This window comes from Pseudomonas sp. 21, from assembly GCF_000955805.1.
GTDB lineage: Bacteria > Pseudomonadota > Gammaproteobacteria > Pseudomonadales > Pseudomonadaceae > Pseudomonas.
This window is the reverse complement of record NZ_JYOA01000007.1, coordinates 595,290-619,632: the sequence shown is the minus strand read 5'-3', so window position 1 is coordinate 619,632 and position 24,343 is coordinate 595,290. Positions and strand designations below refer to the sequence as shown.

The 24,343-nt window shown below is 61.1% G+C and carries 25 protein-coding genes; 11 read left to right on the top strand and 14 right to left on the bottom strand.

The window, feature by feature from the left end; all coding sequences use genetic code 11:
- Positions 1–56 precede the first annotated feature (56 nt).
- Positions 57–365: a DUF6804 family protein gene (locus tag UB43_RS18400; protein ID WP_052969566.1), complete on the bottom strand. Its 309-nt coding sequence runs from the start codon at positions 363–365 to the stop codon at positions 57–59.
- 101 nt (positions 366–466) lie between these two features.
- On the opposite strand from UB43_RS18400, the gene UB43_RS29835 reads away from it, so the two are divergent.
- The 5 genes from UB43_RS29835 (at position 467) to UB43_RS29830 (ending at position 3,113) form a co-directional block, all read left to right on the top strand.
- Positions 467–613, top strand: a complete 147-nt coding sequence (locus UB43_RS29835; protein ID WP_177329805.1) for a hypothetical protein — start codon at positions 467–469, stop codon at positions 611–613.
- Between the two features lie 55 nt (positions 614–668).
- On the top strand, positions 669–836 hold the full coding sequence (locus tag UB43_RS29590) for a hypothetical protein (RefSeq protein WP_156160444.1): 168 nt from the start codon (positions 669–671) through the stop codon (positions 834–836).
- 385 nt (positions 837–1,221) lie between these two features.
- Complete coding sequence (locus tag UB43_RS18395) at positions 1,222–1,623, top strand: hypothetical protein (RefSeq protein ID WP_045214205.1); 402 nt, start codon at positions 1,222–1,224, stop codon at positions 1,621–1,623.
- A gap of 331 nt (positions 1,624–1,954) precedes the next feature.
- Positions 1,955–2,611, top strand: coding sequence for a hypothetical protein (locus UB43_RS28860; RefSeq protein WP_052969565.1), 657 nt, complete (start codon positions 1,955–1,957; stop codon positions 2,609–2,611).
- A 151-nt stretch (positions 2,612–2,762) separates the two neighbouring features.
- On the top strand, positions 2,763–3,113 hold the full coding sequence (locus UB43_RS29830) for a hypothetical protein (RefSeq protein ID WP_177329804.1): 351 nt from the start codon (positions 2,763–2,765) through the stop codon (positions 3,111–3,113).
- Here UB43_RS29830 and UB43_RS29585 read toward each other — a convergent pair.
- Complete coding sequence (locus UB43_RS29585; RefSeq protein WP_156160442.1) at positions 3,065–4,126, bottom strand: hypothetical protein; 1,062 nt, start codon at positions 4,124–4,126, stop codon at positions 3,065–3,067. The genes UB43_RS29830 and UB43_RS29585 overlap by 49 nt on opposite strands.
- A 142-nt stretch (positions 4,127–4,268) precedes the next feature.
- On the opposite strand from UB43_RS29585, the gene UB43_RS29580 reads away from it, so the two are divergent.
- Positions 4,269–5,189, top strand: coding sequence for a hypothetical protein (locus UB43_RS29580; RefSeq protein WP_156160441.1), 921 nt, complete (start codon positions 4,269–4,271; stop codon positions 5,187–5,189).
- On the opposite strand, the gene UB43_RS18385 is transcribed toward UB43_RS29580, so the two are convergent.
- From UB43_RS18385 to UB43_RS29210, 3 genes are read right to left on the bottom strand one after another with little or no spacing between them, the layout of a single operon-like run.
- Positions 5,143–6,045, bottom strand: a complete 903-nt coding sequence (locus UB43_RS18385) for a plasmid partitioning protein RepB C-terminal domain-containing protein (RefSeq protein WP_045213737.1) — start codon at positions 6,043–6,045, stop codon at positions 5,143–5,145. The two genes, UB43_RS29580 and UB43_RS18385, sit on opposite strands and share 47 nt — an antisense overlap.
- Positions 6,045–6,959: a ParB/RepB/Spo0J family partition protein gene (locus UB43_RS18380; RefSeq protein ID WP_045213734.1), complete on the bottom strand. Its 915-nt coding sequence runs from the start codon at positions 6,957–6,959 to the stop codon at positions 6,045–6,047. Before UB43_RS18380 ends, UB43_RS18385 begins: the two co-directional genes overlap by 1 nt.
- A complete protein-coding gene (locus UB43_RS29210) occupies positions 6,956–8,521 on the bottom strand; it encodes a recombinase family protein (RefSeq protein ID WP_156160440.1) in 1,566 nt (521 codons plus the stop codon). Before UB43_RS29210 ends, UB43_RS18380 begins: the two co-directional genes overlap by 4 nt.
- Before the next feature lie 701 nt (positions 8,522–9,222).
- On the opposite strand from UB43_RS29210, the gene UB43_RS18375 reads away from it, so the two are divergent.
- Positions 9,223–10,323, top strand: a complete 1,101-nt coding sequence (locus UB43_RS18375; protein ID WP_045213732.1) for a sel1 repeat family protein — start codon at positions 9,223–9,225, stop codon at positions 10,321–10,323.
- A gap of 305 nt (positions 10,324–10,628) precedes the next feature.
- On the opposite strand, the gene UB43_RS18370 is transcribed toward UB43_RS18375, so the two are convergent.
- The 4 genes from UB43_RS18370 to glyQ all read right to left on the bottom strand — a co-directional run bounded on the left by UB43_RS18370 (position 10,629) and on the right by glyQ (position 15,031).
- Complete coding sequence (locus UB43_RS18370; protein WP_045213730.1) at positions 10,629–11,402, bottom strand: 1-acyl-sn-glycerol-3-phosphate acyltransferase; 774 nt, start codon at positions 11,400–11,402, stop codon at positions 10,629–10,631.
- A gap of 13 nt (positions 11,403–11,415) precedes the next feature.
- A complete protein-coding gene (gene gmhB, locus UB43_RS18365; protein ID WP_045213728.1) occupies positions 11,416–11,946 on the bottom strand; it encodes a D-glycero-beta-D-manno-heptose 1,7-bisphosphate 7-phosphatase in 531 nt (176 codons plus the stop codon).
- Between the two features lie 83 nt (positions 11,947–12,029).
- On the bottom strand, positions 12,030–14,084 hold the full coding sequence (gene glyS / locus UB43_RS18360) for a glycine--tRNA ligase subunit beta (protein WP_045213726.1): 2,055 nt from the start codon (positions 14,082–14,084) through the stop codon (positions 12,030–12,032).
- Positions 14,084–15,031: a glycine--tRNA ligase subunit alpha gene (gene glyQ, locus UB43_RS18355; protein WP_015474809.1), complete on the bottom strand. Its 948-nt coding sequence runs from the start codon at positions 15,029–15,031 to the stop codon at positions 14,084–14,086. The genes glyS and glyQ overlap by 1 nt, the downstream gene beginning before the upstream one ends.
- Before the next feature lie 189 nt (positions 15,032–15,220).
- Here glyQ and UB43_RS18350 point away from each other — a divergent pair, with 189 nt between their 5' ends.
- On the top strand, positions 15,221–15,775 hold the full coding sequence (locus tag UB43_RS18350; RefSeq protein WP_045213722.1) for a DNA-3-methyladenine glycosylase I: 555 nt from the start codon (positions 15,221–15,223) through the stop codon (positions 15,773–15,775).
- Here UB43_RS18350 and xrtQ read toward each other — a convergent pair.
- Together xrtQ and UB43_RS18335 are read right to left on the bottom strand one after the other, a co-directional pair.
- Entirely contained in the window at positions 15,772–17,130 is a 1,359-nt protein-coding gene (xrtQ, locus tag UB43_RS28850; protein WP_052969563.1) for an exosortase Q, read from the bottom strand. The genes UB43_RS18350 and xrtQ overlap by 4 nt on opposite strands.
- Positions 17,127–19,118 (bottom strand): VIT and VWA domain-containing protein, encoded by a 1,992-nt coding sequence (locus UB43_RS18335; protein WP_045213720.1) that lies wholly within the window; start codon positions 19,116–19,118, stop codon positions 17,127–17,129. The genes xrtQ and UB43_RS18335 overlap by 4 nt, the downstream gene beginning before the upstream one ends.
- Before the next feature lie 157 nt (positions 19,119–19,275).
- Between UB43_RS18335 and UB43_RS18330 the strand changes: the two genes are divergently transcribed.
- From UB43_RS18330 to UB43_RS18320, 3 genes are all read left to right on the top strand, one after another.
- Positions 19,276–20,163 carry a lysophospholipid acyltransferase gene (locus UB43_RS18330; protein ID WP_045214198.1) on the top strand — a complete coding sequence of 296 codons (888 nt, stop codon included), beginning with the start codon at positions 19,276–19,278 and terminating at the stop codon, positions 20,161–20,163.
- Positions 20,164–20,361: 198 nt separating this feature from the next.
- On the top strand, positions 20,362–21,675 hold the full coding sequence (locus UB43_RS18325; RefSeq protein ID WP_045213718.1) for an Nramp family divalent metal transporter: 1,314 nt from the start codon (positions 20,362–20,364) through the stop codon (positions 21,673–21,675).
- Between the two features lie 58 nt (positions 21,676–21,733).
- Entirely contained in the window at positions 21,734–22,000 is a 267-nt protein-coding gene (locus UB43_RS18320; RefSeq protein ID WP_045213716.1) for a PilZ domain-containing protein, read from the top strand.
- A gap of 133 nt (positions 22,001–22,133) precedes the next feature.
- On the opposite strand, the gene ehuA is transcribed toward UB43_RS18320, so the two are convergent.
- From ehuA to ehuC, 3 genes are read right to left on the bottom strand one after another with little or no spacing between them, the layout of a single operon-like run.
- The gene (gene ehuA / locus UB43_RS18315) at positions 22,134–22,958 is read right to left on the bottom strand and encodes an ectoine/hydroxyectoine ABC transporter ATP-binding protein EhuA (RefSeq protein ID WP_045213714.1); all 825 of its coding nucleotides are present in this window, start codon (positions 22,956–22,958) and stop codon (positions 22,134–22,136) included.
- Between the two features lie 56 nt (positions 22,959–23,014).
- Positions 23,015–23,671, bottom strand: a complete 657-nt coding sequence (gene ehuD, locus UB43_RS18310) for an ectoine/hydroxyectoine ABC transporter permease subunit EhuD (protein ID WP_024765019.1) — start codon at positions 23,669–23,671, stop codon at positions 23,015–23,017.
- Positions 23,671–24,327, bottom strand: coding sequence for an ectoine/hydroxyectoine ABC transporter permease subunit EhuC (ehuC, locus tag UB43_RS18305; RefSeq protein WP_045213710.1), 657 nt, complete (start codon positions 24,325–24,327; stop codon positions 23,671–23,673). The genes ehuD and ehuC overlap by 1 nt, the downstream gene beginning before the upstream one ends.
- Positions 24,328–24,343: the final 16 nt, after the last annotated feature.

The following is a 24,343-nucleotide window of genomic DNA, read 5'->3' as shown; positions in this document are numbered from 1 at the left end:
CGGCCACCCTTGGTGGCGAAATGCAATTGTCGGTTGGCACGTTCGTGCTGGCAAGATCACTCGGTGGGAGGTGACGCGCGGCGCCGAATAACGCCCGCGCTACCGAGCAGCAATAGTCCTGCCGCGATATCCAGCAGCATCCACAGCTCTTTGGGGAGATGCAGTTTGGCGAGCGGATTGAAGACCAAGGCGCACAGGCCGTAGGCCCAGGGTAACCAGCGATGCTGACGTTGCGCCGCCAAGTAGGTGGCGAATATGAAAACCGCGCAGGCCAGCAGGCGCAGGACACTGTAGTAGGCGTACGGTAGGGGGAACGCGCCGGCCATCAGCATGAAACTGCACAGCAGAATCACTGGGAAAGGCATGGAGGGACTCCTGAGGGGCGAATGAGCGAAAGCAGAGGAAAGTCTTTTCTGCGCCCGGCGCAATTGTAGGTTGGGGACTCCAACCTCACAGGAGTTGCCCCATGAGCCATCACAACAAGCATCACGCCACTCAATCCAATCCGAACCATCCGAGCCACCAGGCGGCTCAGGACAATCGGTCGAACCAGCTGAACCCGAACAACCCTGCGTACCACAGCAGCCGGCAAGCACCGAAGCCCGGCAAATAACCAGGCATGGTAGGCCGGGGAATCCTCCTTCCCCGGTCTGACAAGGAGCGTAAAAATGGCCCGTAAAGCCGAAACCAACGGCATCGCCGATACCCTGCGTCGCCTATTTGGCCACGATGCGGATCGCAGCCTGGTCAGCAAACTTGCGGATGAACCGCCACTGCAGGCGCATCGCGTCGACCCCAACCTCGATGTTCGTCTGCGTGAGTGGGGCCTGTGTTGAAGGCATTGGGTAATTGGAGAGACAGCATGGAGAAAGTTAGTGCTATTACCGAAGGTGTTTGTGATGTTTGTCGGCGGGTGCTTCCTGACCACACGGATGGTGGTCGGCATGGAGAGTCGCTGGCGAACTGGGGGAAGGCTCAGCGCACGTGGGGGAGCAGTACCGACTGCAACTGTGTGCATGCTGCTTTTTCTATGCACTAACGACGCTTCGCAGTCTCCGGCGGACAGCAACGATGTTTGACGATGACGTCGAGTATGAGGAGCAGGATTTCGGTCGAGTGAATTCTGGCTTATTGGATCAATGAGCTGATGGTGGTGCTAGACAGGCTTGGATGCGGGCGGAGTTGGGCTCGCGACGCAGTATTATGCGGGAGACCAGGGTGATGTCGTCTCTGTTGAAGCGCGCCTGTAAGCATTGGCCTCATGTCGAGCCCCTGCTGAGAATGCCGCTGAATGACGAGGAGTACAGAGTCTTGGTGAGGGCGCTGAATCAGCTGTTGGACATCGTTGGAGATAACGAGCTGCACCCGCTAGAGGGCCTCTTGAGTCGTTTAGGTGACAACATTGCGGCCTATGACAAGAAGCACTTTCCAATGCCTTCCAGTAGTCCAGGGCAAGTGCTGCAGTATCTGATGACGGAACGTGCGCTTGGCCTCGACGACTTGCCCGAGATAGCCAGTGCTGAAGGTATTGCCGATTTACTCAGTGGTCGACGGCGATTTACGCGGAGACAGATCCGAGCACTGTCGACGCGTTTTGGCGTTTCCTCTGCAGTGTTTCTTTGACATGCAATGTGGCGGCGCCATCACTTGTCAGAAGTCCCTCTGCGATGGGGGCGACGTTTGTCCCTGGGTCACTGCCGCGCCATTGTCGTTAGAGGAGTGTTTCTATAATCGCTCTATAATTTTCTATAAAGTCCCATAAGTACCGTCCTAGAGCGCCTGCCGCTCTATATTTGGCACCCGCAGAATGATGTAGCAACGGTTGAGCCTCTAACCTTATCGTGCCGTACTGTCCCGCTCGGCGCTGGGGGGATTCGAACCGTCCTTCGCATAACCCGTATTGGGTTAAATCGCTATCTGTTACGGGGCCGGCCGGGCCCGTGGGAGCTCCTGCATGTACGTGACCCTCAACCGTGACCAATTGCTGGCCGAGGTCTGGGCGGAACCAATGCAGAGTGTGGCACCGCGTTATGGTCTGTCGGACGTGGGCCTGAAGAAGCTGTGCGCGCGCCTACAGGTGCCGACTCCAGGTCGAGGGTACTGGGCCAAACTGAAGGCCGGTAAGCGTGTGCCTAGCCCGCCGGTGCTCAAGTCCTATGAGGGCTCGCCGCGTCACCTTCACCGCTACTTGCCTGAGCGCCCGGCTGAGCCGGATCTGACCTGGGAGCCCCGGCTGCAGGCGATCCTGATGCACGAGCGTGATCCCGAGCACCACATCCAGGTAGCCGGGCGATTGGGCCGCCCGCATTTTTTGGTGCGCCAATGGCGGGCGGCGCTGAAAGCGCCCTTCCGGGATCGCCAAGGCTTTCCTAAACCGAGTGCGCGATCCTTGGATATCCGCGTGTCTGAGTCAATGCAGGCCCGCGCCGGACGGCTGATGGATGCCTTGATCAAGGCCCTGGAGCGACGGGGGTATCGAGTCCAGGTGCACGATCAGCGCACACAGATCGAGCTATTGGGAGTGCACCTGGATCTACAGCTATTCGAAGGCAGTGTGCGCCGTCCCTACGAACCTACGCGCCGTCAGCGCGCCCCAGTTAGCACGAGGTGAGCCGGTCTATCTGCCGCAGTGGCAATTCGTACCCAACGGTAAGCTGACCCTGCAGGCGGCGCATGGCTTTGCAGGCCGCATTGCTGATACCGCTCGCGCGCCTATTGAGGAGCGGCTCAATGCGTTGATTGTGATGATGGGGCGGTGGGCAGTGAAGTCGCTGGTCGAGCGCGAAGCACAGGAGCGTCTGGCTGCCGAGCGGCGTGCCCAGCGTGAGGCTGCGCTGGCCCTCCAGGCGCAGCAGGAGTTTGAGCGGCGAAAGCTGCGCGAGGTCGAGCGTGACGCGCGGGCGTGGCGCCGAGCTATTCAGCTGCGCGAATACTTGGATGCTTTTGAGGCGCAGGCCGGGCCCCATGGCGGATTAACGGCAGAGCAACAGACCTTTGTGAGCTGGGCGCGGGCTAAAGCGGACTGGCTCGATCCTTTGGTTAGAGCCGCTGATGCGCTGTTGGATCAGCGCATCGAGGTTCCGTCCGAGGATTGGTGGCGTTCATTTGGGTAGGGGGCGTCTGTCCGTTCGTCAGGAGGAGGGCTGCCAGCATGGGCACTGACACGCTTGTGTGACGGGGGAAGGATGGGGCCCAAGTACGAGCCCTGCAACGAGGTGCGATCAAAACTGAAGACGTGAATGTGTGGGCTTTCAATACAGCGGCCGACCAACGGAAGGCGTTGATCAGGTTTGCCCGGCATCAGCTCGACCTCTCCGCCGCATAGAGGACAGTCAGCGGTATAGCGCACCAGGCGAATCCAGCGTTGCTTGTCGTGCCGGAAAATCTCCAGTTCGCAGGGATCCTCAAGAACGGCAGGCACCCAGTTCGGTGCTTTGACGACCCGCTCATCCAGCAGGCGATACCAGGGCTCGTAGAGCTGTTTCCACCCCACCCAAAATCCCGCCAAGGACACCAGCAAGATCACCAGGCTGCTGGAGGTAAGTGGTTGATGAGTCAGTCCTAGAGCCAGCAGCACCGAAACAAGACCCAGTCCCCACAGCAGCGTACCGATGAGTACGCCGATCAGCAGTGTGAGTCCTCGAGAGCTGCGATTTCGAATCTGTCCATCCCGCATGAGCCAGCGAATCAGTAATGAGGGTTTTACTGCGCCTAAACCAGAACGTTTGTAGTCGATGGAGAGGGCCTGACAGTGGACGGAAACCGCGTCATTTTGATCAGGTGACTCTTGTGTCAGCTCAAGCCAGAAGAGGCTGGGGTTGCCGCGCCCACCACCTTTGGCATAGCCAAACTGTAAATGGGGTAACGGTAACGCACGCTGCACTCGCACCAGCGTCGCCTCCAGTACCGGTCGTTTTGGCATCCAATCTTTAGGTGCCATTTCCCGTTCTGCTGGGCTGGCACATGCGCTTTGTAATGTGAGCGCTTCGAAGGTTACGGGTTGCGGGCTGGTGTCATCGATCCGCGCCTGGCTCTGATCCACCATGAACTGCAGTAGCTCATAGGTGCGGCCAGTGAAGGGGCGGTCAATGAGCTCTTGTTTCAATCGATTGAGCGCGCCGTGCATGACAACCCTCCTTGGAAGCCGGTTCGCGTGCCGGTTGTAGCATTCGTGTGCCCGAGGGGAAAGCGGTTTCACTCGGTTTTTAGCTGTTTAAGCGGCCCCAAAGTACGACGTTGATAGTGGACTCTTGAGGGAGGAAGCCGCTATGTCCATGTCTGTTGCCTTGAACACGCTGAATCAACTTGTCGATATTCACGAAGTGGAACGAGGTCTTGCCTGTGCTTGCGTTTGTTTGTCGTGTGGCGAGTCTGTGGTTGCTCGTAAGGGGGCGTTTCGGGAGCACCACTTCTCCCACCGATCTCGAAAGGCCAGTTGCACCATTGCCCACGAGAGCGTGTTACATCGCTATGCCAAGCAGGTCATTTGTGAATCAATGGGACTCCAGCTGCCACCGATGCCGGGGCAGACTCCTTGTTCGGAAGACACCAGTAGCTGGTGGGATTTTGACGCTGTTGAGGAGGAAGTATGGCTCGACGGTATTCGCCCTGATTTGGTTGCGCGACTTCCCGACGGTGAGTTGCTTATAGAGATCGCAGTGACATCTTTCGTTGATGTAGAAAAGCTGGCGTGCCTACAGACGAAGGCAACCCGCGTAGTGGAAATCGACTTGCGTGAATGTGTGCAGCGGGCGACGCATGTTCCTTCAGTCAGCTTGCGCACATTCATTCTGCATTCACTGCAGTGCAAACGGTGGTTAATTCCCGTTGAGAATGGGGTTGCGGAGATGCCGGCAGATCCCATCTGCGATAGCGTAGCAATTTCGTCCGACAACGGTATTTTGCTGCCGCGTCGTTTTATTGTGGACGGTATGTGGATCGATGCCTGGTTGTTGCCGTTTGGCGCTTTTGCGCTGCGGAGCGTGGCTTACAACCTCTCGGTGGTACAGCATTTGAAGCTACTTGCCAGACGCTTTGGCGGACGCTACGCGCCGAAGTATCGCAATTGGGTGTTCCCGATGTGGACGAGCGACAGCGTGCTATCTGAGTTGTCGGAACTTGAGCGGAATACGCAGAAAAAGGTTACTCCCGCTCGAGATGTCTCGCGTCCGAGCTCACCGCTTCCATAATGGACACAAGCTCCTCGAGTAAGTCGGCATGGTGCTGATGAAGGTAAATCGCAATCGGTTCGTTGCGCAGCAAACGCATGAGGTAGCCTTTAGCAACCACCAAGCTGAGCATGGTTTCACCTAAGGAGTCTTCGACGAGGCGGTAGTCGTGCTGCAGGTTCTCCATCTCCCGCTCCATCCGAGCAATGTCAACCGGGGTGATTTCGGCGATAGGCTTCTTTTGCTCAATGAGAAACTCTGGCCGTGTCGCCGCCAAGACCATGCGTGCATAACTGAGCGAATAGCAGTTCGCGCTAATCATCATTTCTGCTGCTTGTATTTGCCGGATGGGCTTCATTTGTCGCAACACATTGAAGACGCTGTGTGCCACCATCCGAACTTTAAGCATCTCGGCAACTTCTGGGGCGATGCCTTTGAGGAGATTTTTTCGAGCGTGGATACGTTCGACATGAATGCCTAATACCTGAGCGATTCTTTTGGGATCGACCCCCTTCTTCAGTGCCGCCAAAATCATCTTGTGCTCTTGAATAGGTGTCAGACGGCTTACTTGGCGGTTATAAGTAAAACCCTCATCGTCGGTTGCAATGAGACATAGTGCTTCTGTTGCGCCAAGTGCTTTAAGAGCGGCTAAGCGCATATGTCCGTCTAGCAAAATGTATAAGGTAGAGCCGTTTTGTTGTACTGGCTGAGGATGGACAGCCAGCGGCTCTATGATGCCGAGTTCGCGTATAGAACAGAGAATGGTTAGGTATTTCTTGCTGGTCTCCTTGGCTTTTGGAAGCATGCGGGTAGGTAAAATGCAATCGACGGGAATGGCCACCACGCGTTGTTCGAAGGCTTGTTTGATGTTGCCCATTAGATATTTTGCCCTGCGATACGATCGGCCAGCGCTTTCGGCATGTCCTGAATTTCCTCGGTGCGCAGAAGTGTGCAAAAATAATCGTCCGTCAAAAGCCTACGAAGTGTGGTTACGATAATCAGCAATCGTTGCTCATTAATATCCGCTTTCTTGATCATGACTTTTTGCCTTCGCACTTCCGCCTGATAAGCGTTAAGAAGCTTTTGTGGCGTGTTGAGTCTGTCGCTTCCGGAGGTTTGACCATAGCGTTTGCCCAACGCTTTACGCCGATCGATCAAGCGCCTTACGCGCATTAGTTGCTCGCCTCTCAATACTCCAGTTTCGTAAGCCTCCATCATGGCTAACTGAATTTCGCTGTCATCCGTACGAGCAATTTCCATAGCGAACTTTATGGGAAGCCAACCCTTTTCGACTGCGGCTATTAGGCGCTCCTCACCTTCGCGCAGTAGCATCAGGATTCCCCCTATGTAGCCTGAATCTAGACAGGTCTTCTCTGCTATCGCTTGGGCCGAATAGCCACGGTCTGAAAGTACTTGAATAGAATTTAAAAGATCTCTGTTCGAGTGTTTGCGACGTGCCAGATTTTCCACGAGACTTATGAGAAAGCGATCTGCTTCTCTAGCGCTCACAACGAGACATGGGATGAGCGTCTCGCCAAGCGCTTGGAAAGCCTCGAAGCGACCTTGACCACAAACTATCTCGTAGGACTCTTCAGCCTGTCCTGCAACTCGCGTCACAGTGATTGGGCGTTTTAAGCCCAGTGCCGCTATGTTCTCTACTAACTTTGCGAAGACTTGGCGATTACGCACCCGTGGATTAAGTATGCGGATTCTTTCTAGCGGAAGGAGGCGAATATCAGCCTCTTCGGCAATGTGATGAGTTACTTTTTGATTATCGAAACTGGCATTCATGCCGCTCTCCTGGTGGGCGAGCGGCGAGAGAGTTCTACTAGTATCTGCAGGTTGTCAAATCTGTAGATGTTTAACTCTGCCGCGTTGCTTTCCGCAAGTCGGAGTCTCTCCGAGTTTAGATCGAGTGTAGGAAGAATGAAATAATCTAAGACCGACTTTTCTCTCTCTTGCATTCTTACGGCAATGGTAATGTCTGGATCAAGGCCGAGATCGAAGCGAATTTTCCAGCGCTTAGACCCTCCCATTGTTATCATGCAGCGGCAAAGGACGAGAGATACGACGAATTCTTGATTTATGGTCAACAAGTCAGTTGTGGGGTCGACTGAGACGTGGGCTCCTGTTGCGCCTATTTCATCAATTGCTTGTTGTAATATTACCGGGTGCAGTCGACGTAAACGGCGATTTGCCTCGATGAATTCATAATCGCGATCGGGTGTGTAGCCAATAAGCGCATATGAGCGAAGGAGGCTACCAAAGCGATGCTGATAAGCGCTGCTGGATGGGCAGTCGTCAGCTTCGTCGATTAGTAATCCCGACAAGCGACCATGCTGTTCGTAAATGTGACGAAGCTTACTAAGCATTTCGGTGTCGGGCATTCGATATGAACGAGCTAGGATTAGCTCTTGAGCCGCTCTGAATAGAATTGCCTCAACGATGGGTAGAAATACGGCGTCGGCTCGTACCCATTGCTCCGGAGGATTTCGGACGTGCTTCTGCTTTAGCTTAAAGGATCTGCGATTCCAGACGTTATTGCCAATATACTTTTCATTTATTAGTACTTGATGGACAGTGCCGCGAGTCCAGGACTTCCCCCAGTCGGTTAGTACATGGTGGTCGTTCAGCCAATTTGCAATTTCTCGTTCACTACGTCCTTCATCGACGAATAATTTATAGATTTCACGAACCGTCTCAATCTCCTCATTTGGCCCTGGGATTAGAATAACTCGGTCTGTCTGTAAGCTTTTATGCTCACCGTTTCTAAGAATTCCTTTTGGATTTCCCGTGGCGTCGATAAGTTGTCGGCGCAAACCAAATCCGGCAGAGCCTCCTTGCCGGTAGCCATGCTCAATCAATCGAGACTGACCAGAAAATACCTTTACTGATAGTTCACGACTGTATTCTCCGGCCATCATGCGCTTGACGCTCTTAATGATGTTCGACACCGGAGAACCATCGTTCGTAAATTGTTCCGCACAGTACTGGACAGAGACGCCCGCCTGCCTGCAACGTACTTCGTAGCTTGCGCTAACGTCAGGATCTTGAAATCGTCCCCACCGGCTGACGTCATACACCAAGATCGTAGTGTAGGTGGCCAGACCGCTTTCGACATCGCTGAAAAGCTGCATAAGAGCGTCCCTTCCCTCGAGACGAAGTCCGCTTTTTCCAGCGTCGGTATACACCCGAACAATCTCCAGATCGTTTGCTGCTGCATAGAGGCGGATTGTATCTAGTTGGTTCTCCGTCGAGTACTGTTGGTGCTCTGTGGACATGCGAACATAAGCTGCTGCAGCATTTTCTTTGGCCCTGCACTGCTCGCCAGTGAGATATATAGACTTTTGCATTGGCATAACTCCTAACCCTAGTCAATCTGAGTCAAGAGTGACTTTGAGCTCGATATCTCCAACTGCGAAAGTAGCTTTTAAAAAGTAGAAGATAATTGGAGGAAAAATGTTCACGAAAACGGGCAATATTTTTCTGAATTCCGATCAGTACGCCTACCAGATTGCTCAAGCGTTGCGTACAGAGCTTGGTGCGAGCCATCAGGCCACCAAGACTCTGATGCGATGGACGAATGCGGCGGAGCGAACGGCTAAGAACTGGTTAGCGGGCTCTTCAGGGCCTCGAGGCGAGCATCTGGTTGCAATAGTTATGCACTCTGATGCTGCACTAGACGCGTTCTTGAGCATGGCGAAGAGACCGCATGCATCAATCTCCGTCGAATTACCGCTACTCAGGCAACGACTAGTTGATGCTGTTGCAGCAATTGATGCGTTGTCTTCCTCCACGCGACACGACTAGCTCTGATCGTTGCAGCCCGCACTTGACGCCGCGCGGCGCAATGGGCTTCAGAAAGGGGACTTTTTGTATTGAATTCACTCGACTCGCTGACACAAGAGGGAATAGGATGTTTGAGGCGCCCGCCAAACTTGCACACGAGTTAAAACAGGCATTCCTCTTTAGCTTGAAACCACCTACCGCGCGGCCGTGCGGGGCTTAAACGTGTGCTGCTCGCTCCTATCGGCTGTGCACAAAGGATGGTTTCATGTCTCTCAAATCGCTCGCATTCGACGTCAAACAACACCTGCAGTCCACAATCGGCGTGCCGGTTGCACATAGCCACGTCTATGAGCTGCTGGCCGCTGCCTTTGGCTTCCATTCAAGCGCCGCCTTGACCTCTGATCACCTGCTGGCGGTGGCTACGAATGGTTCCGGACGGCCGATCAATCCAGCTCTGCTGCAGAGTCGTTTGGTGGAGTTAGGGTATGGGGAAGCAGCGGTTCGGGCGGCCGAAATTCTAGCTGCCTATATAAAGGAGGGGGAAGTGACGTGCCACAGCTTGTGGAGCGTCGTTTCCATCTTGCAGGAGGATCCGTTCGAGCTTCTGGATGTCGAGACAGATGCTGAGCTCCAGGTGCTAATCGATGGGTTGGGCAGGCTGGCGGGGAAGGGAAACCCCGCTGCCCATTTTGCGCTGGCCCTCCTATATGGAGGAGAGCTCACCAAAGACGACCATCAACCAGGAATGGGAGGCGAATATTGGTTGAAGCGCATGCAGGCCGGTGAGGCATTGGATGGTGTTCCGCTCGAGTGGGCGATTACGGCAAAAGGGCTCCAGCAAAAAAGGACACTGCGTCTTTCTCATCTGATGCGCGCGGCGGCGCTGGGACATGATGGTGCAGTGTTGGAGCTGGCCGAGCTGGGCGAAGATCCCCGATGGCTCGAGCAAGCCTGGAACCTCGATTCAGTTGATGACCCTCTGCGCCTGGCAGAGCTTGCCTATGGCCATGGTCGTGAAGAGGATGCGCGGCGTTGGTACCACGTGGCTGCAGCGCAAGGGGATACAGAGGCGATGAGGGCGCTCGTTGAGGAGCTTGAGCCGAACAACCACTTTCAGGGATGGGTCTGGATCTATTTATCTGCAGAGCTGGACGATGATATTCGCCGGGGCACCATGCGGGCTTACCACGATGGTGGGGCCTATGACGGAGAGCTGTACGACGACGATATCGGTGGGCCGCTATACGTCGATGGTGATGAGGGCGTGCATATCCCAGCATTGGACGCAGCGTCTGATACTCGAGCAAAGCTTTTGGCGAAGGAACTCTATGCCAAGCTGAATGACTCGCTCCCCGAGACTAAATGATGAGTTAACAGCCCGGTGCTCTCTGCAATGAACTCTGAGTTAAAACTTGATTATTTGGCCGGTCGGAGTAGGATATTTACAGTTCTTGACAGCTTGTCAATTTATGAGGTGGAAAGTAACCTTTGGCGAAAGTGGATTTTCATTAAATAACTTTAGCCGAAGCTAAAATTAACTTTGACCGAACTGTTGTCTAACGCTGATTTTCAGAAGCGTCAAAGTTGATTATCTTTTCCCACCTACAGACGTCGAGGCAAAAAGAAAGGGCCCTTCGGGGCCCTTTCTTTTGTCTGCGGGAAAGTGGTGTGTCAGGACGCCTCGGCCACTGATTGAGGCGCAGCGTCGGCCGGCAGCTCACCCATCTCGCGCAGGGTCTGGATAACCCAGTTCTCTGCGCGCTGATTGAGCTCGGTGATGGCACGTGCACCCTCCCCTTCGGCGTACATTACCGGGCCGATCACCACCTGGATGGTGCCGGGGTATTTCGCCCAGCCGTTCTTCGGCCAGCAGTGCCCGGCGTTGTGGGCGATCGGCAGTACCGGCAGGTTGGCATTGACCGCCAGGGAGGCGCCGCCGCGGGAGAACTTGCCGATCTCGCCGGTGGGAACGCGGGTGCCCTCCGGGAAGATCAGTACCCAGGCACCCTTCTTGAGGCACTCATCGCCCTGCTTGGCGATCTGCTTGAGGGCCACCTTGGGCTGCTCTCGGTTGATGGCGATAGGCTTGAGCAGCGCCATGGCCCAGCCGAAGAAGGGCACGAACAGCAGCTCGCGTTTGAGGACCAGCGCCAGTGGCTCGAAGTAGCCGGTCAGGAAGAAGGTCTCCCAGGTGCTCTGGTGCTTGGCGAGGATCACGCAGGGCTGGTCGGGGATGTTCTCCACGCCCTTGAGTTCGTAGCGCACGCCGACCACCCAGCTGGCGAGCCAGACGGCGAACTTGCACCAGGCCTGGGCAATGAAGCGGTAGCGCGCGCGGTACGGCAGGAAGGGCGCGATGAGCAGGCTGAGGGTGCCCCAGACGAAAGCGCTGAACGACAGCAGCAGGTAGAAGAGAACGGTTCTGATGGCCTGCACTATCGACATGGGGGATGGGTCCTCAGGAAAGAAGTTGGTCGGCTACTGCCGCCAGGTCGTCGAATACCAGCGTGCCTTCGGGCAACGGCTTGGTCAGGGTTCGCTCGCCTTTGCCGGTCTTTACCAACACTGGCTGACAATCGACGGCCAGCGCGGCGTCCAGGTCACCCCGGCTGTCACCTACGAACCAGATACCTCGCAGACCTGCACCATAGTGCTGGGCGATCTGCAGCAGCATACCGGGTTTCGGCTTGCGGCAGTCGCAGCCCTCGTCGGGACCATGGGGGCAGTAGACGACCAGGCCGAGTTCACCGCCCTGCTCTTCCACCAGTTCGCGCAGGCGCCGATGCATGCTTTCCAGGGTGGCCAGGTCGTAATAGCCGCGGGCGATGCCCGACTGGTTGGTGGCTACGGCGACCGTCCAGCCGGCCTTGCTCAGGCGGGCGATGGCGGTGATCGCGCTGGGGATCGGAATCCACTCGTCGAGGGATTTGATGTAGGCGTCGGAGTCCTGGTTGATGACACCGTCGCGGTCGAGGATCAGTAGCTTCATGGAGGCTTTCGATAAGTCGGAAATGAAAAAGCCGAGAGTCCGTCACGGCGAACCGTTGCGAACTCCCGGCTTTCAGGCAGGCATCAGCCCAGCAGCGAGATGTCGGCGACGCCGAGGAACAACCCGCGCAACTTCGCCAGCAGCGCATAGCGGTTGGCCTTCACGGCGCTGTCCTCCGCGTTGACCAGCACTTCCTCGAAGAAGGCATCCACCGGCGCGCGCAGGGCCGCCAACTGGGCCAGGGCGGCGCGATAATCGCGAGCCGCGGCCAGCGGGGCTACTTCCGCCTCGGCGCTTGCCACGGCGCTGCCAAGGGCCTTCTCGGCGGTCTCGGCAAACAGGCTGGCGTTGACGGTGGCAGGTACCTCGCCTTCGGCCTTGGCCAGGATGTTCGACACGCGCTTGTTGGCGGCGGCCAGGGCAGCGGCTTCCGGCAACTGACGGAAGGCCTGCACGGCCTGCACGCGCTGGTCGAAGTCCAGCGGAGCGGTCGGCTTGAGTGCACGCACGGCCTGGTACACCGCAACGTCCACGCCCTCGTCCTCGTAGCGAGCACGCAGGCGGTCGAAGACGAAGTCCTGCACCTGTTCGGACAGACCCTCGGCCTTCACCTTGTCGCCGTACTGGGCCACCGCCACGCCGATGGCGTCGACCAGGTCCAGGTCCAGCTGCTTCTCGATGAGGATGCGCAGCACGCCCAGGGCGGCACGACGCAGGGCGTACGGGTCCTTGCTGCCGGTAGGCAGCATGCCGATGCCGAAGATGCCGACCAGGGTGTCGAGCTTGTCGGCCACGGCGACCGCGGCACCGGTCAGGGTGCCCGGCAGTTCCGCCCCGGCGCCGCGCGGCATGTACTGCTCGTTCAGCGCCAGGGCGACGTCCTTGGCCTCGCCACCGGCGGTGGCGTAGTAGTAGCCAGCGATGCCCTGCATCTCGGGGAACTCGCCGACCATCTCGGTGGCCAGGTCGCACTTGGAGAGGATGCCGGCGCGGGCGGCGTTGGTCGCGTCACCACCGATGCGCTGGGCGATGTAGGCGGCCAGCTTGGATACGCGCTCGGCCTTCTCGTACACGGTGCCGAGCTGGGCCTGGAACACCACGTTCTTCAGGCGGGCGTTGAAGGCTTCCAGCGGCTGCTTCTGGTCCTGCTTGAAGAAGAACTCGGCGTCGGTCAGGCGCGGGCGCACGACCTTCTCGTTGCCGGAAACAATGTTCTCCGGCGCCTTGCTCTCGACGTTGGCCACGGTGATGAAGCGCGGCAGCAACTTGCCGTTGGCATCCAGCAGGCAGAAGTACTTCTGGTTGTCCTGCATGGTGGTGATCAGGGCTTCCTGCGGCACGGCGAGGAAGCGCTCCTCGAAGGAGCACACCAGCGGCACCGGCCACTCGACCAGCGCGGTCACTTCGTCCAGCAGGTCGGCCGGGACGATGGCGCTGCCCTTCTGCTCGGCGGCCAGTTCGGCGACGCGCCTGGAGATGATTTCGCGGCGCTCGGCGAAGTCGGCCAGTACGTGGGCGCTGCGCAGGTCTTCCAGGTAGTTGGCCGGTGCCGAGATGCGCACGTTGGCCGGGTTGTGGAAGCGGTGGCCGCGGGATTCGCGACCGGCCTTCTTGGTGAGGATCTCGCAGTCGACGACGTCATCGCCGAACAGCATCACCAGCCACTGGGTCGGACGCACGAATTCTTCGCGACGTGCAGCCCAACGCATGCGCTTGGGAATCGGCAGCTCGTTCAGCGAGGTTTCAACGATGCCCGGCAGCAGGCCAACGGCGGGCTGGCCGGCGATGGTCTGGCTGAACTTCAGCTTCGGGCCGCTCTTGTCGATCAGCTCCAGGTCCACGCCGCACTTCTTGGCGAAGCCCAGGGCCGCCTGGGTCGGGTTGCCGCTGGCGTCGAAGGCAGCCTGCACCGGCGGGCCGTCGAGGTTCACGGTACGGTCGGGCTGCTGCACGGCGAGTTGGTCGATCTGCACGGCCAGACGGCGCGGCGCGGCGTAGCAGCGCGCGGCGGCGTAGGTCAGGCCGGCGGCCTTCAGGCCCTTCTCGATGCCGGCCAGGAAGGCTTCACCGAGGCTCTTCAGCGCCTTGGGTGGCAGCTCTTCGGTGCCCAGTTCGACGAGGAAATCCTTCGCGCTCATTATTCGGCCTCCTTCAGCTTGGCCAGTACTTCGTCACGCAATTCGGGTGTGGCCATCGGGAAGCCGAGGCGGGCGCGGGCCTGCAGGTAGCTCTGCGCCACGGCGCGGGCCAGGGTGCGCACGCGCAGGATGTAGCGCTGACGCTCGGTCACCGAGATGGCGCGGCGGGCGTCCAGCAGGTTGAAGGTGTGCGAGGCCTTGAGGACCATCTCGTAGGTCGGCAGCGGCAGCTGCAGCTCGATCAGGCGGTTGGCTTCGCTTTCGTAGAAGTCGAACAGCTCGAAGAGTTTCTCGACGTTGGCGTGCTCGAAGTTGTAGGTCGACTGCTCCACTTCGTTCTGGTGGAACACGTCGCCGTAGGTGACCTTGCCGAACGGGCCGTCGGCCCATACCAGGTCATACACCGAGTCGACGCCCTGGATGTACATGGCCAGGCGTTCCAGGCCGTAGGTGATCTCACCGGTGACCGGGTAGCACTCGATACCGCCCACTTGCTGGAAGTAGGTGAACTGGGTGACTTCCATGCCGTTCAGCCAGATTTCCCAGCCCAGGCCCCAGGCGCCAAGGGTTGGCGATTCCCAGTTGTCCTCGACGAAACGGATGTCGTGCACCAGCGGGTCGATGCCGATGGCCTGCAGCGAGCCCAGGTACAGTTCCTGGAAGTTTTCCGGGTTGGGCTTGAGGACCACCTGGAACTGGTAGTAGTGCTGCAGGCGGTTGGGGTTTTCGCCGTAGCGACCGTCGGTGGGGCGGCGGCTGGGTTGCACGTACGCCGCGTTCCAGGTTTCCGGGCCCACGGCGCGGAGGAAGGTGGCGGTGTGGAAGGTGCCGGCGCCTACTTCCATGTCGTAGGGCTGCAGCACCACACAGCCCTGATCGGCCCAGTATTTTTGCAGGGCGAGGATCAGGTCCTGGAAGGTGGGCACGGCGGGCGTAGTCTGGCTCACGAATTTCACCTGTGCTGGATATGCGACTAAAACCCGGCAGTATACCGCAAGACGCTTGCAGCTTGGGCTTCTCAGCGATTTCCGGCTGCCCGGCGGGAGTTCACGAATCGACCGGAAAATTTGCCGGATGACTGTATTTTCATACAGTGAATTGTCTATAGTCGGGCTTTCCCTGTCAGGACGACCGCCATGCCTCGTTGCTTCTGGTGTAACGACGATCCGCTGTACATCGCCTACCACGATGCCGAATGGGGCGTGCCCCAGCGCGATCCGCGGGCGTTGTTCGAGATGCTCATCCTCGAAGGCGCACAGGCGGGACTTTCGTGGATCACCGTGCTGAAGAAGCGTGAGCGCTACCGCGAGGTGCTGTTCGGCTTCGATCCCGAGCGCCTGGCGCGCATGAGCGACGAGGAGATCGAGGAGCGCATGCAGGACCCGGGCATCATCCGCAACTTCGCCAAGCTCAAGGCGGCGCGGCAGAACGCCCGGGCCTGGCTGGAGCTGGAAGACCCGGTGACGTTCCTCTGGTCCTTCGTCGGCGGCAAGCCGAAGGTCAATCGCTTCAGCGAACGCGGCCAGGTGCCGGCGGTGACGCCCGAGGCCGAGGCCATGAGCAAGGCGCTGCGCAAGGTTGGTTTCAATTTCGTTGGCCCGACCATCTGCTACGCCTTCATGCAGGCCACCGGCATGGTGATGGACCACACCACCGACTGCGACCGCTACACCCAGCTGACCCGCGCCTAAGGCAGCGGGCTGGCCAGGGTGACGGCCAGCCACGGTCCCGTGGAACGCCCGGAGAGCGCCGACCAGTACCAGGCCGAGGTGTCGGAGAAGGACTGGCCGGCAGCGTCCTGGATGTAGTCGCAGACCTGCAACTTCACGCCGTCGCGCGTGACGACGAAGCAGCGTTGCAAACCTTCCGCTCCCACGCGCTTGCGCAGTTGCGTCTGCTCGATGCGGTAGCCGATGGCGCGGAAGCAGTCTTCCGCCGGGTGCAGCTTGCGCGTCGGCCGCAGCACCTGGCGCAGCACGATGCTGCGCTGGCCATCGGTGAAGCGGCCGAGTTGGCCGGGGAAGTCTGCGACAAAGCGTTGCTCCACCGGGGAAAGAGCGAGCGGCCGCAACAGGCGACCTTCGAACTGCACCGGCCATTCGTGAGGCGCGCTCACGTTTGCGGAGGCGGAACCCGGCGCCAACAGCGGCCAGATCATCGCCAGCAGCAACGCGCCCAGCGCCGCTCCCTGGAAGCTTGTCGATGAAGCGGGCGGCGCCGCCCCGTCCTGCGTCGGCGCCGCCCCGTCCTGCGTCGGCGCAATGAATGCCTGCCGCCCGATCACCCGCAGGATCATGCCGCACACCGCCGCGAACGCCAGCAAGCCGACGCCTTCGTGAGCCCAGCCGGGAAACCCACTTGCCCCGCTTTCGCCCCACACCAGCAGCGTGTTGCGCAGGATATTGCCGCCCAGCACCAGCATGCCCACCAGTGGCAGCCGCCGCAGCAGCAGTTGATCCGGCAGGCGCAGCCAGGCCGCCAGCGCGCAGGCGGTGAAGTAGCCGACCCAGGCCATCTGGATACCCGAGCAGGGCGCATCGACCATGACCCACTGGCCATCGACCAACAGCGCACTGCCCTGCCGCTCTACTGTCCAGGGGCCGAGGCGCAGCAGCCAGGCGCTGACCTCGGCGGTGATCACCCGCAGCGGATAACCGACGAAGAATTGCAGCGACGACAGCAGCGGCAACGACAGGAAACCCAGACCGAGCCAGGCCAGCCAGGGCTGTCCCGGAGCGCGCAGGCCGAGCAGCACCAGCAGCAGTGCCAGCACCGAGACCAGCCCGCGCAACAGCGGCGGCAGCAGTGACTGGTTGAGCGCTGCCACCAGCAGCAAGCCCGCCGCGAGCGCCAGCCACGCCAGACGTGGCTGCGCCCGCAGGCCGGAGCGGTCGCGCCAGAGCAACAGCCCCAGCGCCGCCAGGGCGATGATCCCCAGCGGATCGTCCGAGCCATCGCCCAGCCGGCGTACCGCCCACAGCCAACTGGGCCAGGCGGCGAGCGCGGCGAGTGCCAACCAGCTCCAGCCGGGCAGGTGGCGCGTCATGCCGCCTTCCTCCGCCACCACCATGCGCCAAGGCTGGCGAGCAGCAGCATGGCCCACACACCGGGTTCGGGTGTACCCGGCACCGTGCTGCCGATGGCGCTGTTGTTCACGCCCTGGGGCAGCGGCAGCGGTTGATCGACGGACTGGCTTGCCTGCGGATCGGCATTGCGCACTTGCTGGTCGACGGCGATGAACGAGGTATAGGGCGTGAGTAGCTGGTACTTCAGGCCGAGGTCGAGAATCTGCGAGCTGAACTCGAAGCCGCCATCGAGGGCTTCCTGGTCCATCAGGCTGGCCAGCCGTTTGCGCGCCCAGAGGTGAGCGAGGGCGTCGCCGTTTTCACCGAGACCGGTTGCGCTGATCGGCAGGCGCGCCTGGAACGGGCCGTCCGCCGCGTGGGCGTCGATACGCAATTCACCGCGGGGCTCGCCCTTCCATTTGCCGAACAGCACCAGCGGGCGATTGGCGAAGAGGTCGGGCAGTTGCTGGGGTTCGACGTCGTAGACCTCCAGCCCTTCGAAGCTCGCGTGAATACCCTGCAGCAGCGGACTGTCGATCATGCGACGCAAGCGCTCCGCCGCCTCAGCGGCGCTGTGCGCATCGGTGACGATGAAGGGCTCGCCCTGCCCCGCCCGTGCCAGGCCTTCGATCAGGCTGCGGTTCACCGAGCTGCCGATGCCGAAGGCGAACAGGTTGGCCTTGCCCAGGTTCTCGCGGACCAGTTGGTAGGCGCTGCTTTCGACGCTGACGAAGCCGTCGGTGATCACCACGAAGCTGCGCGAACGCTCCGGGTCGGTGGGCATCGCCAGCGCTTCGCGCAGGGCCGGCATCAGTTCGGTGCCGCCGGCGCCCTGCTCGCCATCGAGCATGTCGGTGGCGCGGCGGAGGTTGGCCGGCGTGGCCGCCAGGGAGGTGTCGGCAAGCTTGCGGTTGTCGCCGGAGAACAGCAGCAGGTTGAAGGTGTCGCTCGGCCGCAGGCGGCCGATCAGGTCGCGCAGCAGGGTCTTGGTGGTGTCCAGCGGGAAGCCCTTCATGGAGCCGGACACGTCGACGATGAACACGTAGTCCCGCGGCACGATGAGCCTGGCATCCGGCGCGCGCGGCGGCGCGACCATGGCGAGGAAGAAGTTCTCCTGCGCGCCGCGCGCCAGCAACAGGCCGCTTTGCACCTGGTCGCCGCCCAGGCGGTAGTCGAGGATGAAGTCGCGGTTGTTGCCGGCGGTTTCGCCGGCGGCCAGGTGGAGTGTGGCGCGCTGGCCGTCGCGCTGGATATCGATGCGGTGCGAGGGCGAAGCGATCTCGCCGATCTGTACCGGCGCGAGCAGTTCCACCTGCAGGGCGAATTGCGTGGCGGAGGCCTGGCCCTGTTGCAGGTAGGGCGTTGAAATCCACGGCTGGTTGCCAGTGCCGGAAGCGCCCTTGCCGTTGTAGCGCGGGCCGACCACGGTGGGGAACACGAACTGGTAGCGCCCGTCCGTGGGCACCAGCAGCTCGCTGTAGCGCAGCTCCACCTGCACCACGTCGCCGGGCAGGATGTTGGCGACCTGCATCTGGAACACATTCTCGCGTTCCTGCTCCAGCAATGCGGCCGTCTTGCCCGCGCTCTTGGCCTGCTGGTACTCGGCCTTGGCCTTCTGCTTCTCGCGGATCTGCGCCTGGATCAGCCGCTCGCCCAGGCGCACGGTCATGCCGTGGACGGCAGCGCGGGTCGAGGCGGGGAAGACGTAGCGCGCTTCCAGCGGCGTCGTGCCCTGGTTGCGGTATTCCTGGGTGACCGTCACCTCGGCGATGTTGCCCAGCACGCGGGCATCCACGCGGGTCGCCTTGAGCGGCAGTGCATCGACGGATGCGTCGGCGCTCTCGACGAAGAAGTAGGGGCTGGCATTGTTTTCATTCAAGGCGCTGTCGTCGTCGGCCAGCGCCGCCAGGCTGGCGCTCATGGCCATCAGCAGGCAGCACAGCCGTGCAAGTAAGGGTCGGGTACGCATCGCGGGCCTCCGGGCCTGTGGATCGGATGGCCGCAGGTTGCGCGCGCGCCGTGGGCGCAATGTGCTCGCTGGGTGGAGATTGTGTGGAGCCTCGATGGCGCCCGAAATGCCGGCGCGAGCGGCTACAATGGCCGCCATCTGCTTGAAGGAGTTTTCCGTGGAGAAATTCAAGGGCGCACTGGTGGTGGGCTTCCTGCGGTTGTTCGCCATGCTGCCGTGGCGCGCGGTGGGCGCATTGGGCGCGGGCATTGGCTGGCTGATGTGGAAGCTGCCCAACCGCTCCCGCGAGATCGTGCGGATCAACCTGTCGCACTGCTTCCCCGAGCTGTCCGAGGCCGAGCTGGAGAAACTCGTCGGCCGGAGCCTGATGGACATCGGCCGCACGCTCACCGAGAGCGCCTGCGCCTGGATGTGGTCGCCGCAGAAGTCGCTGCAGTACATCCGCGAAGTCGAAGGCATGGAGGTGCTGGAAGAAGCGCTGGCCTCCGGCGACGGCCTGGTCGGCATCACCAGCCACCTGGGCAACTGGGAAGTGCTCAACCACTTCTACTGCTCCTACGCCAAGCCGATCATTTTCTACCGCCCGCCCAAGCTCAAGGCCGTGGACGATCTGCTGAAGAAGCAGCGCGTGCAGCTGGGCAACCGCGTCGCGCCGTCGACGCCCGAAGGCATCAAGAGCGTGATCAAGGAAGTGAAGAATGGCGGCTGCGTCGGCATTCCCTGCGACCCGGAACCGGACCTCGGCTCGGGCCTGTTCGTGCCTTACCTGGGCACCACCGCGCTGACCAGCAAGTTCGTGCCGTCGCTGCTGTCGCGCGGCAAGGCGCGGGGTGTGTTCTTCCATGCCGTGCGCCTGCCCGATGGCAGCGGCTACAAGGTGATCCTCGAAGCCGCGCCGGCGGACATGTACGACAAGGACATGGAAGTGTCCGTTGCAGCCCTCAGCCGCGAGCTGGCCAAGTACGTGCGCGCGTATCCGAGCCAGTACATGTGGACCATGAAGCGTTTCAAGAAGCGGCCCGAAGGCGAGGCGAAGTGGTACTGAGCCGGGATTGCCGGGATTGTGGCTGGGCGGTTCGCGAGCAAGCTCGCTCCTACGAAGAGCGTGCCGCCGTGGACCTGTAGGAGCGAGCTTGCTCGCGAACCCACGCCGGTCGGCCGCCCGACGTGAAAGATCCGCAGTGAGATACCTCCTCTCTTCAGGGAGAGGGCAACGCGCCCGCTGATCAGCCAGGAATCCCCCATGCTCGGCCTGCCGACCACCGCCACCGCGCCGTTCTGCCCCTCGGAAGTCAAAGGCAGCATCCAGGTTGCCGCCGGCGCGCCATTGTGGAAGCGCATCCTGCAGTTCGCCGGCCCCGGCCTGCTGGTCTCCATCGGCTACATGGACCCGGGCAACTGGGCCACCGCCATCGAGGCCGGTTCGGGCTTCGGCTACCAGCTGCTGTTCGTGGTGTTGCTGTCGAGCCTCGCGGGGATGGTCCTGCAGTGCCTGGCCATGCGCCTGGGCATCGTCACCGGCCAGGACCTGGCGCAGCTCTCGCGCAGCCGCTACAGCCTGGGTTCGGCGCGCCTGCAATGGTTGCTGGCGGAGTTGTCGATCGTCGCCACGGACCTCGCCGAAGTGCTCGGCTGCGCCCTCGCCTTCCACCTGTTGCTGGGCGTCGACCTGGTCACCGGCGTCATCCTCACCGCCTTCGACACGCTCATCGTGCTCGGGCTCAAGGGCCAGCGCTTCCGCCACCTGGAAGCGATCATGCTCGGGCTTATCATCACCATCAGCGGTTGCTACCTGGTCGAGCTGATCCTCATCAAGCCACACTGGCCGGACGTCGCCGCCGGCTTCCTGCCCAGCTGGGACGCCATCAGCCAACGCGAGCCGCTGTACCTCGCCATCGGCATCCTTGGCGCCACGGTGATGCCGCACAACCTCTACCTGCACTCCTCCATCGTGCAGACGCGCCAGGTCAGCGGCAGCAACGGCAAGGCCGCGGCGATCCGCCTGACGCGCATCGACACCGTCGTCTCGCTGAGCCTCGCGCTGCTGGTCAACGCCGCCATCCTGATCCTCGCTGCTGCCGCCTTCCACGAGACGGGCCACACCGGCGTCACCGAAATCCAGGACGCCTATCGCCTGCTCGAACCGCTGGTGGGTACGGGGTTGGCCGCGATCCTCTTCGGCGTCGCCCTGCTCGCCTCGGGGCAGAGCTCCACCTTCACCGGCACCATCGCCGGGCAGGTGATCATGGAAGGCTTCCTGCAGATGAAGATTCCCTGCTGGCAGCGCCGCCTGATCACCCGCGCGCTGGCGCTGATCCCGGCGCTGATCGGCGTCGTGATGCTGGGCGACAAGGCGGTGGGCAAGCTGCTGGTATTCAGCCAGGTGGTGCTCAGCCTGCAACTGCCGTTTGCGCTCTGGCCGCTGATCCGCTTCACCAGCGATCGCGCGCTGATGGGCGAGTTCGCCAACTCCCGGCTGACCCGTGTGCTGGCCTGGGGCTTGTTCTGCGTCATCAGCGCCGCCAATCTCTGGCTGCTCGTGCAACTGCTGGCTTGACCTGACCCATGGGTTTGAGGCCCATTAATGCGCTGACATTCAGGACGGATGCCAATTCATGTCGAACCAAAGGCAGTACCCGCGTACCCCGATGAAGTGCCGGATCAAGATCAGCCATGCCAGCTTCGGAGAAGTGTTCGGCCATACCCGTGATCTGTCCGACGGCGGCGTCTACGTCCGTCATGAAGTGCTCGCCGCGCTGCCCGCCGGCACCCGAGTCACCGGTCAGGTACAGGACATGCCCTTCGATGCACCGATCCTGGAGATGGAAGTGATGCGCACCGACGCCGAGGGCGCGGGCTTCCGCTTCGTCGGCAACGCCTGAACTACCTTTCCGGAACCGGCGCTTCGTAGGAGCGAGCTTGCTCGCGAACAACCCCTGCTGCGGAGTCCGGGTTCGCGAGCAAGGGCTGGGCGCCCCCCTCGGTCCTACCGGTGAGGCAAAGCCTGCGAATCCGTCAATTCGCCTCGTTCACCGCACTCAGGAACGCCCTTGTCCGCTCGTGCTTCGGGTTGCCGAAGAACTGCTGCGGGCTGCCTTGCTCGAGGATGCTGCCCTGGTGGAAGAAGCACACACGGTCGGCGAACTCGCGGGCGAAGCCCATCTGGTGGGTGACCATGAGCATCGTCAGGTTGTGCTCGGCGCCCAGCTTGCGCACCACGTTGAGCACTTCGCCGCACAGCTCCGGGTCCAGCGCCGAAGTCACTTCGTCGAACAGCATCACCTTGGGCCGCATCGCCAGCGCGCGGGCGATGGCCACGCGCTGCTGCTGGCCGCCGGAAAGCTGCGAGGGATAGTGCTCGAGCTTGTTGCCCAGGCCGACCATCTCCAGCAGTTCCGCCGCCCGCTCGCGCGCTTCGTCACGGCGCATGCCCAGTACCTGTACCGGCGCTTCCATCACATTGCGCAGCGCGCTCATGTGCGGGAACAGGTTGAAGCTCTGGAACACCATGCCGATCTTGCTGCGCACCTTGCGCACGTGGCTTTCCGGCGCACGCACCAGGGCGTCGTTGCGCTTGAGGTGGGTCAGCGGTTCGCCGTCCACCTCGATCACGCCGCTGTCGATGGTCTCCAGGGTCATCAGCGCGCGCAGCAGGGTCGACTTGCCCGAGCCGCTGGGGCCGATGATGGCGACCTTCTCGTTGGCGCCCACTTCCAGGTTGAGGTCCTTGAGCACGCTGAAGCTGCCGTAGCTCTTGCACACGTTGCGGAAGCTGACCATGGGCTGGGCGGTCTCGGCGCGCGCGGCCGGCGAATCCTGGGTGGCTACGTGGGAGGACATGGCTCCGGCAGTTTGCAGGGAGTGAACAGTCATCGGTTTTCCTCCGGAAGTGTCAGTCATGGCAGCGCCGTGCGTTTTTCCACCTGGCGCACGACGCTCGCCAGGCTGATGGAGATGAGCAGGAAGAACACCCCGACCAGGGTGATCGGTTCCAGGTAGCGGAAGCTGTCGGAGCCGATGTTCTTCGCCTGCTGCATGATTTCCACCACCGTGATCGCGGAGAGCACCGGGGTGTCCTTGAACATGGCGATCAGGTAGTTGCCCAGCGCCGGCAGCACCGGGCGGATGGCCTGGGGCAGGATCACTTCGCGGTAGGCCTTGAAGGGCGAGAAGTTCAGCGCGGTAACCGCCTCCCACTGCCCGCGCGGCACTGCTTCCAGGCCGGCGCGGTAGACCTCGGCGGTGTAGCAGGCGTAATGCAGGGCGATGCCCAGGGTGCCGGCCACCAGTGCGGTCATGCTCAGCCCGTAGAGCGGCAGCACGTAGAACAGGAAGTACACCTGGATCAGCAGCGGCGTGCTGCGGATGAATTCGATCAGCCAGGCCGCCGGCCAGGACAGCCAGGCGTGGCGGCTGCGCCGGGCGATGGCGAAGAGCAGGCCGAACACCACCGCCAGGGCGAAGCCCACCAGGGTGATGGCGATGGTGCGCAGCGAGGCGTGCAGCAGTTGCGGCAGGATCTGCCAGGCGAAGTCCCAGTCGAAGAGTTTCATCACAGGCCTCCGTGGATGCGGCCGTGCCCCAGCCAGCGCTCCAGGCGCCGCATGAGGAAGACGATGAGCTGAGCCATGACGAAGTACAGCACCAGGGTGAGGGCGAAGATCTTCATGGTCTCGAAGGTCGCCTGGTCCAGCTGGCGTGCGCGGAAGGTCAGGTCCGAGAGGGTGATCAGCGACACCAGCGAGGTGTTCTTCAGCAGCTCGATCAGCAGGTTGGTGCCCGGCGGAATCGCACAGAGCAGCGCCTGCGGCAGGATGATCCGGCGGAAGCGCGTGAACGGCGTCATGTTCAGCGCCAGCGCCGCCTCGTACTGCCCCTTGGGCACCGAGCCGATGGCGCCGCGCATGACTTCCGCGCCGTAGGCGCCGATGTGCAGGCCCAGGCCGATGATCGCCACGCTGTAGGCGCTCATCTCCAGGTTGAACGGCGGCAGCGGCAGCACGAAGTACAGCCAGAACAGCTGGACCAGCAGCGAAGTGCCGCGGAACAGCTCGATGTAGCCGATCGCCAGCCAGCGTACCGCCGGCCACGGCGCGAGTCGGCCGAGCGCGGCAAGAATGGCGGCGGCCACCGCCAGCAGGGAGCCGAAGACAGTCACCTGGACGGTGACCCAGGCGCCCTCCAGCAGCAGAGGAAGTAATTCACCCATGATGCGCATCCTGTAA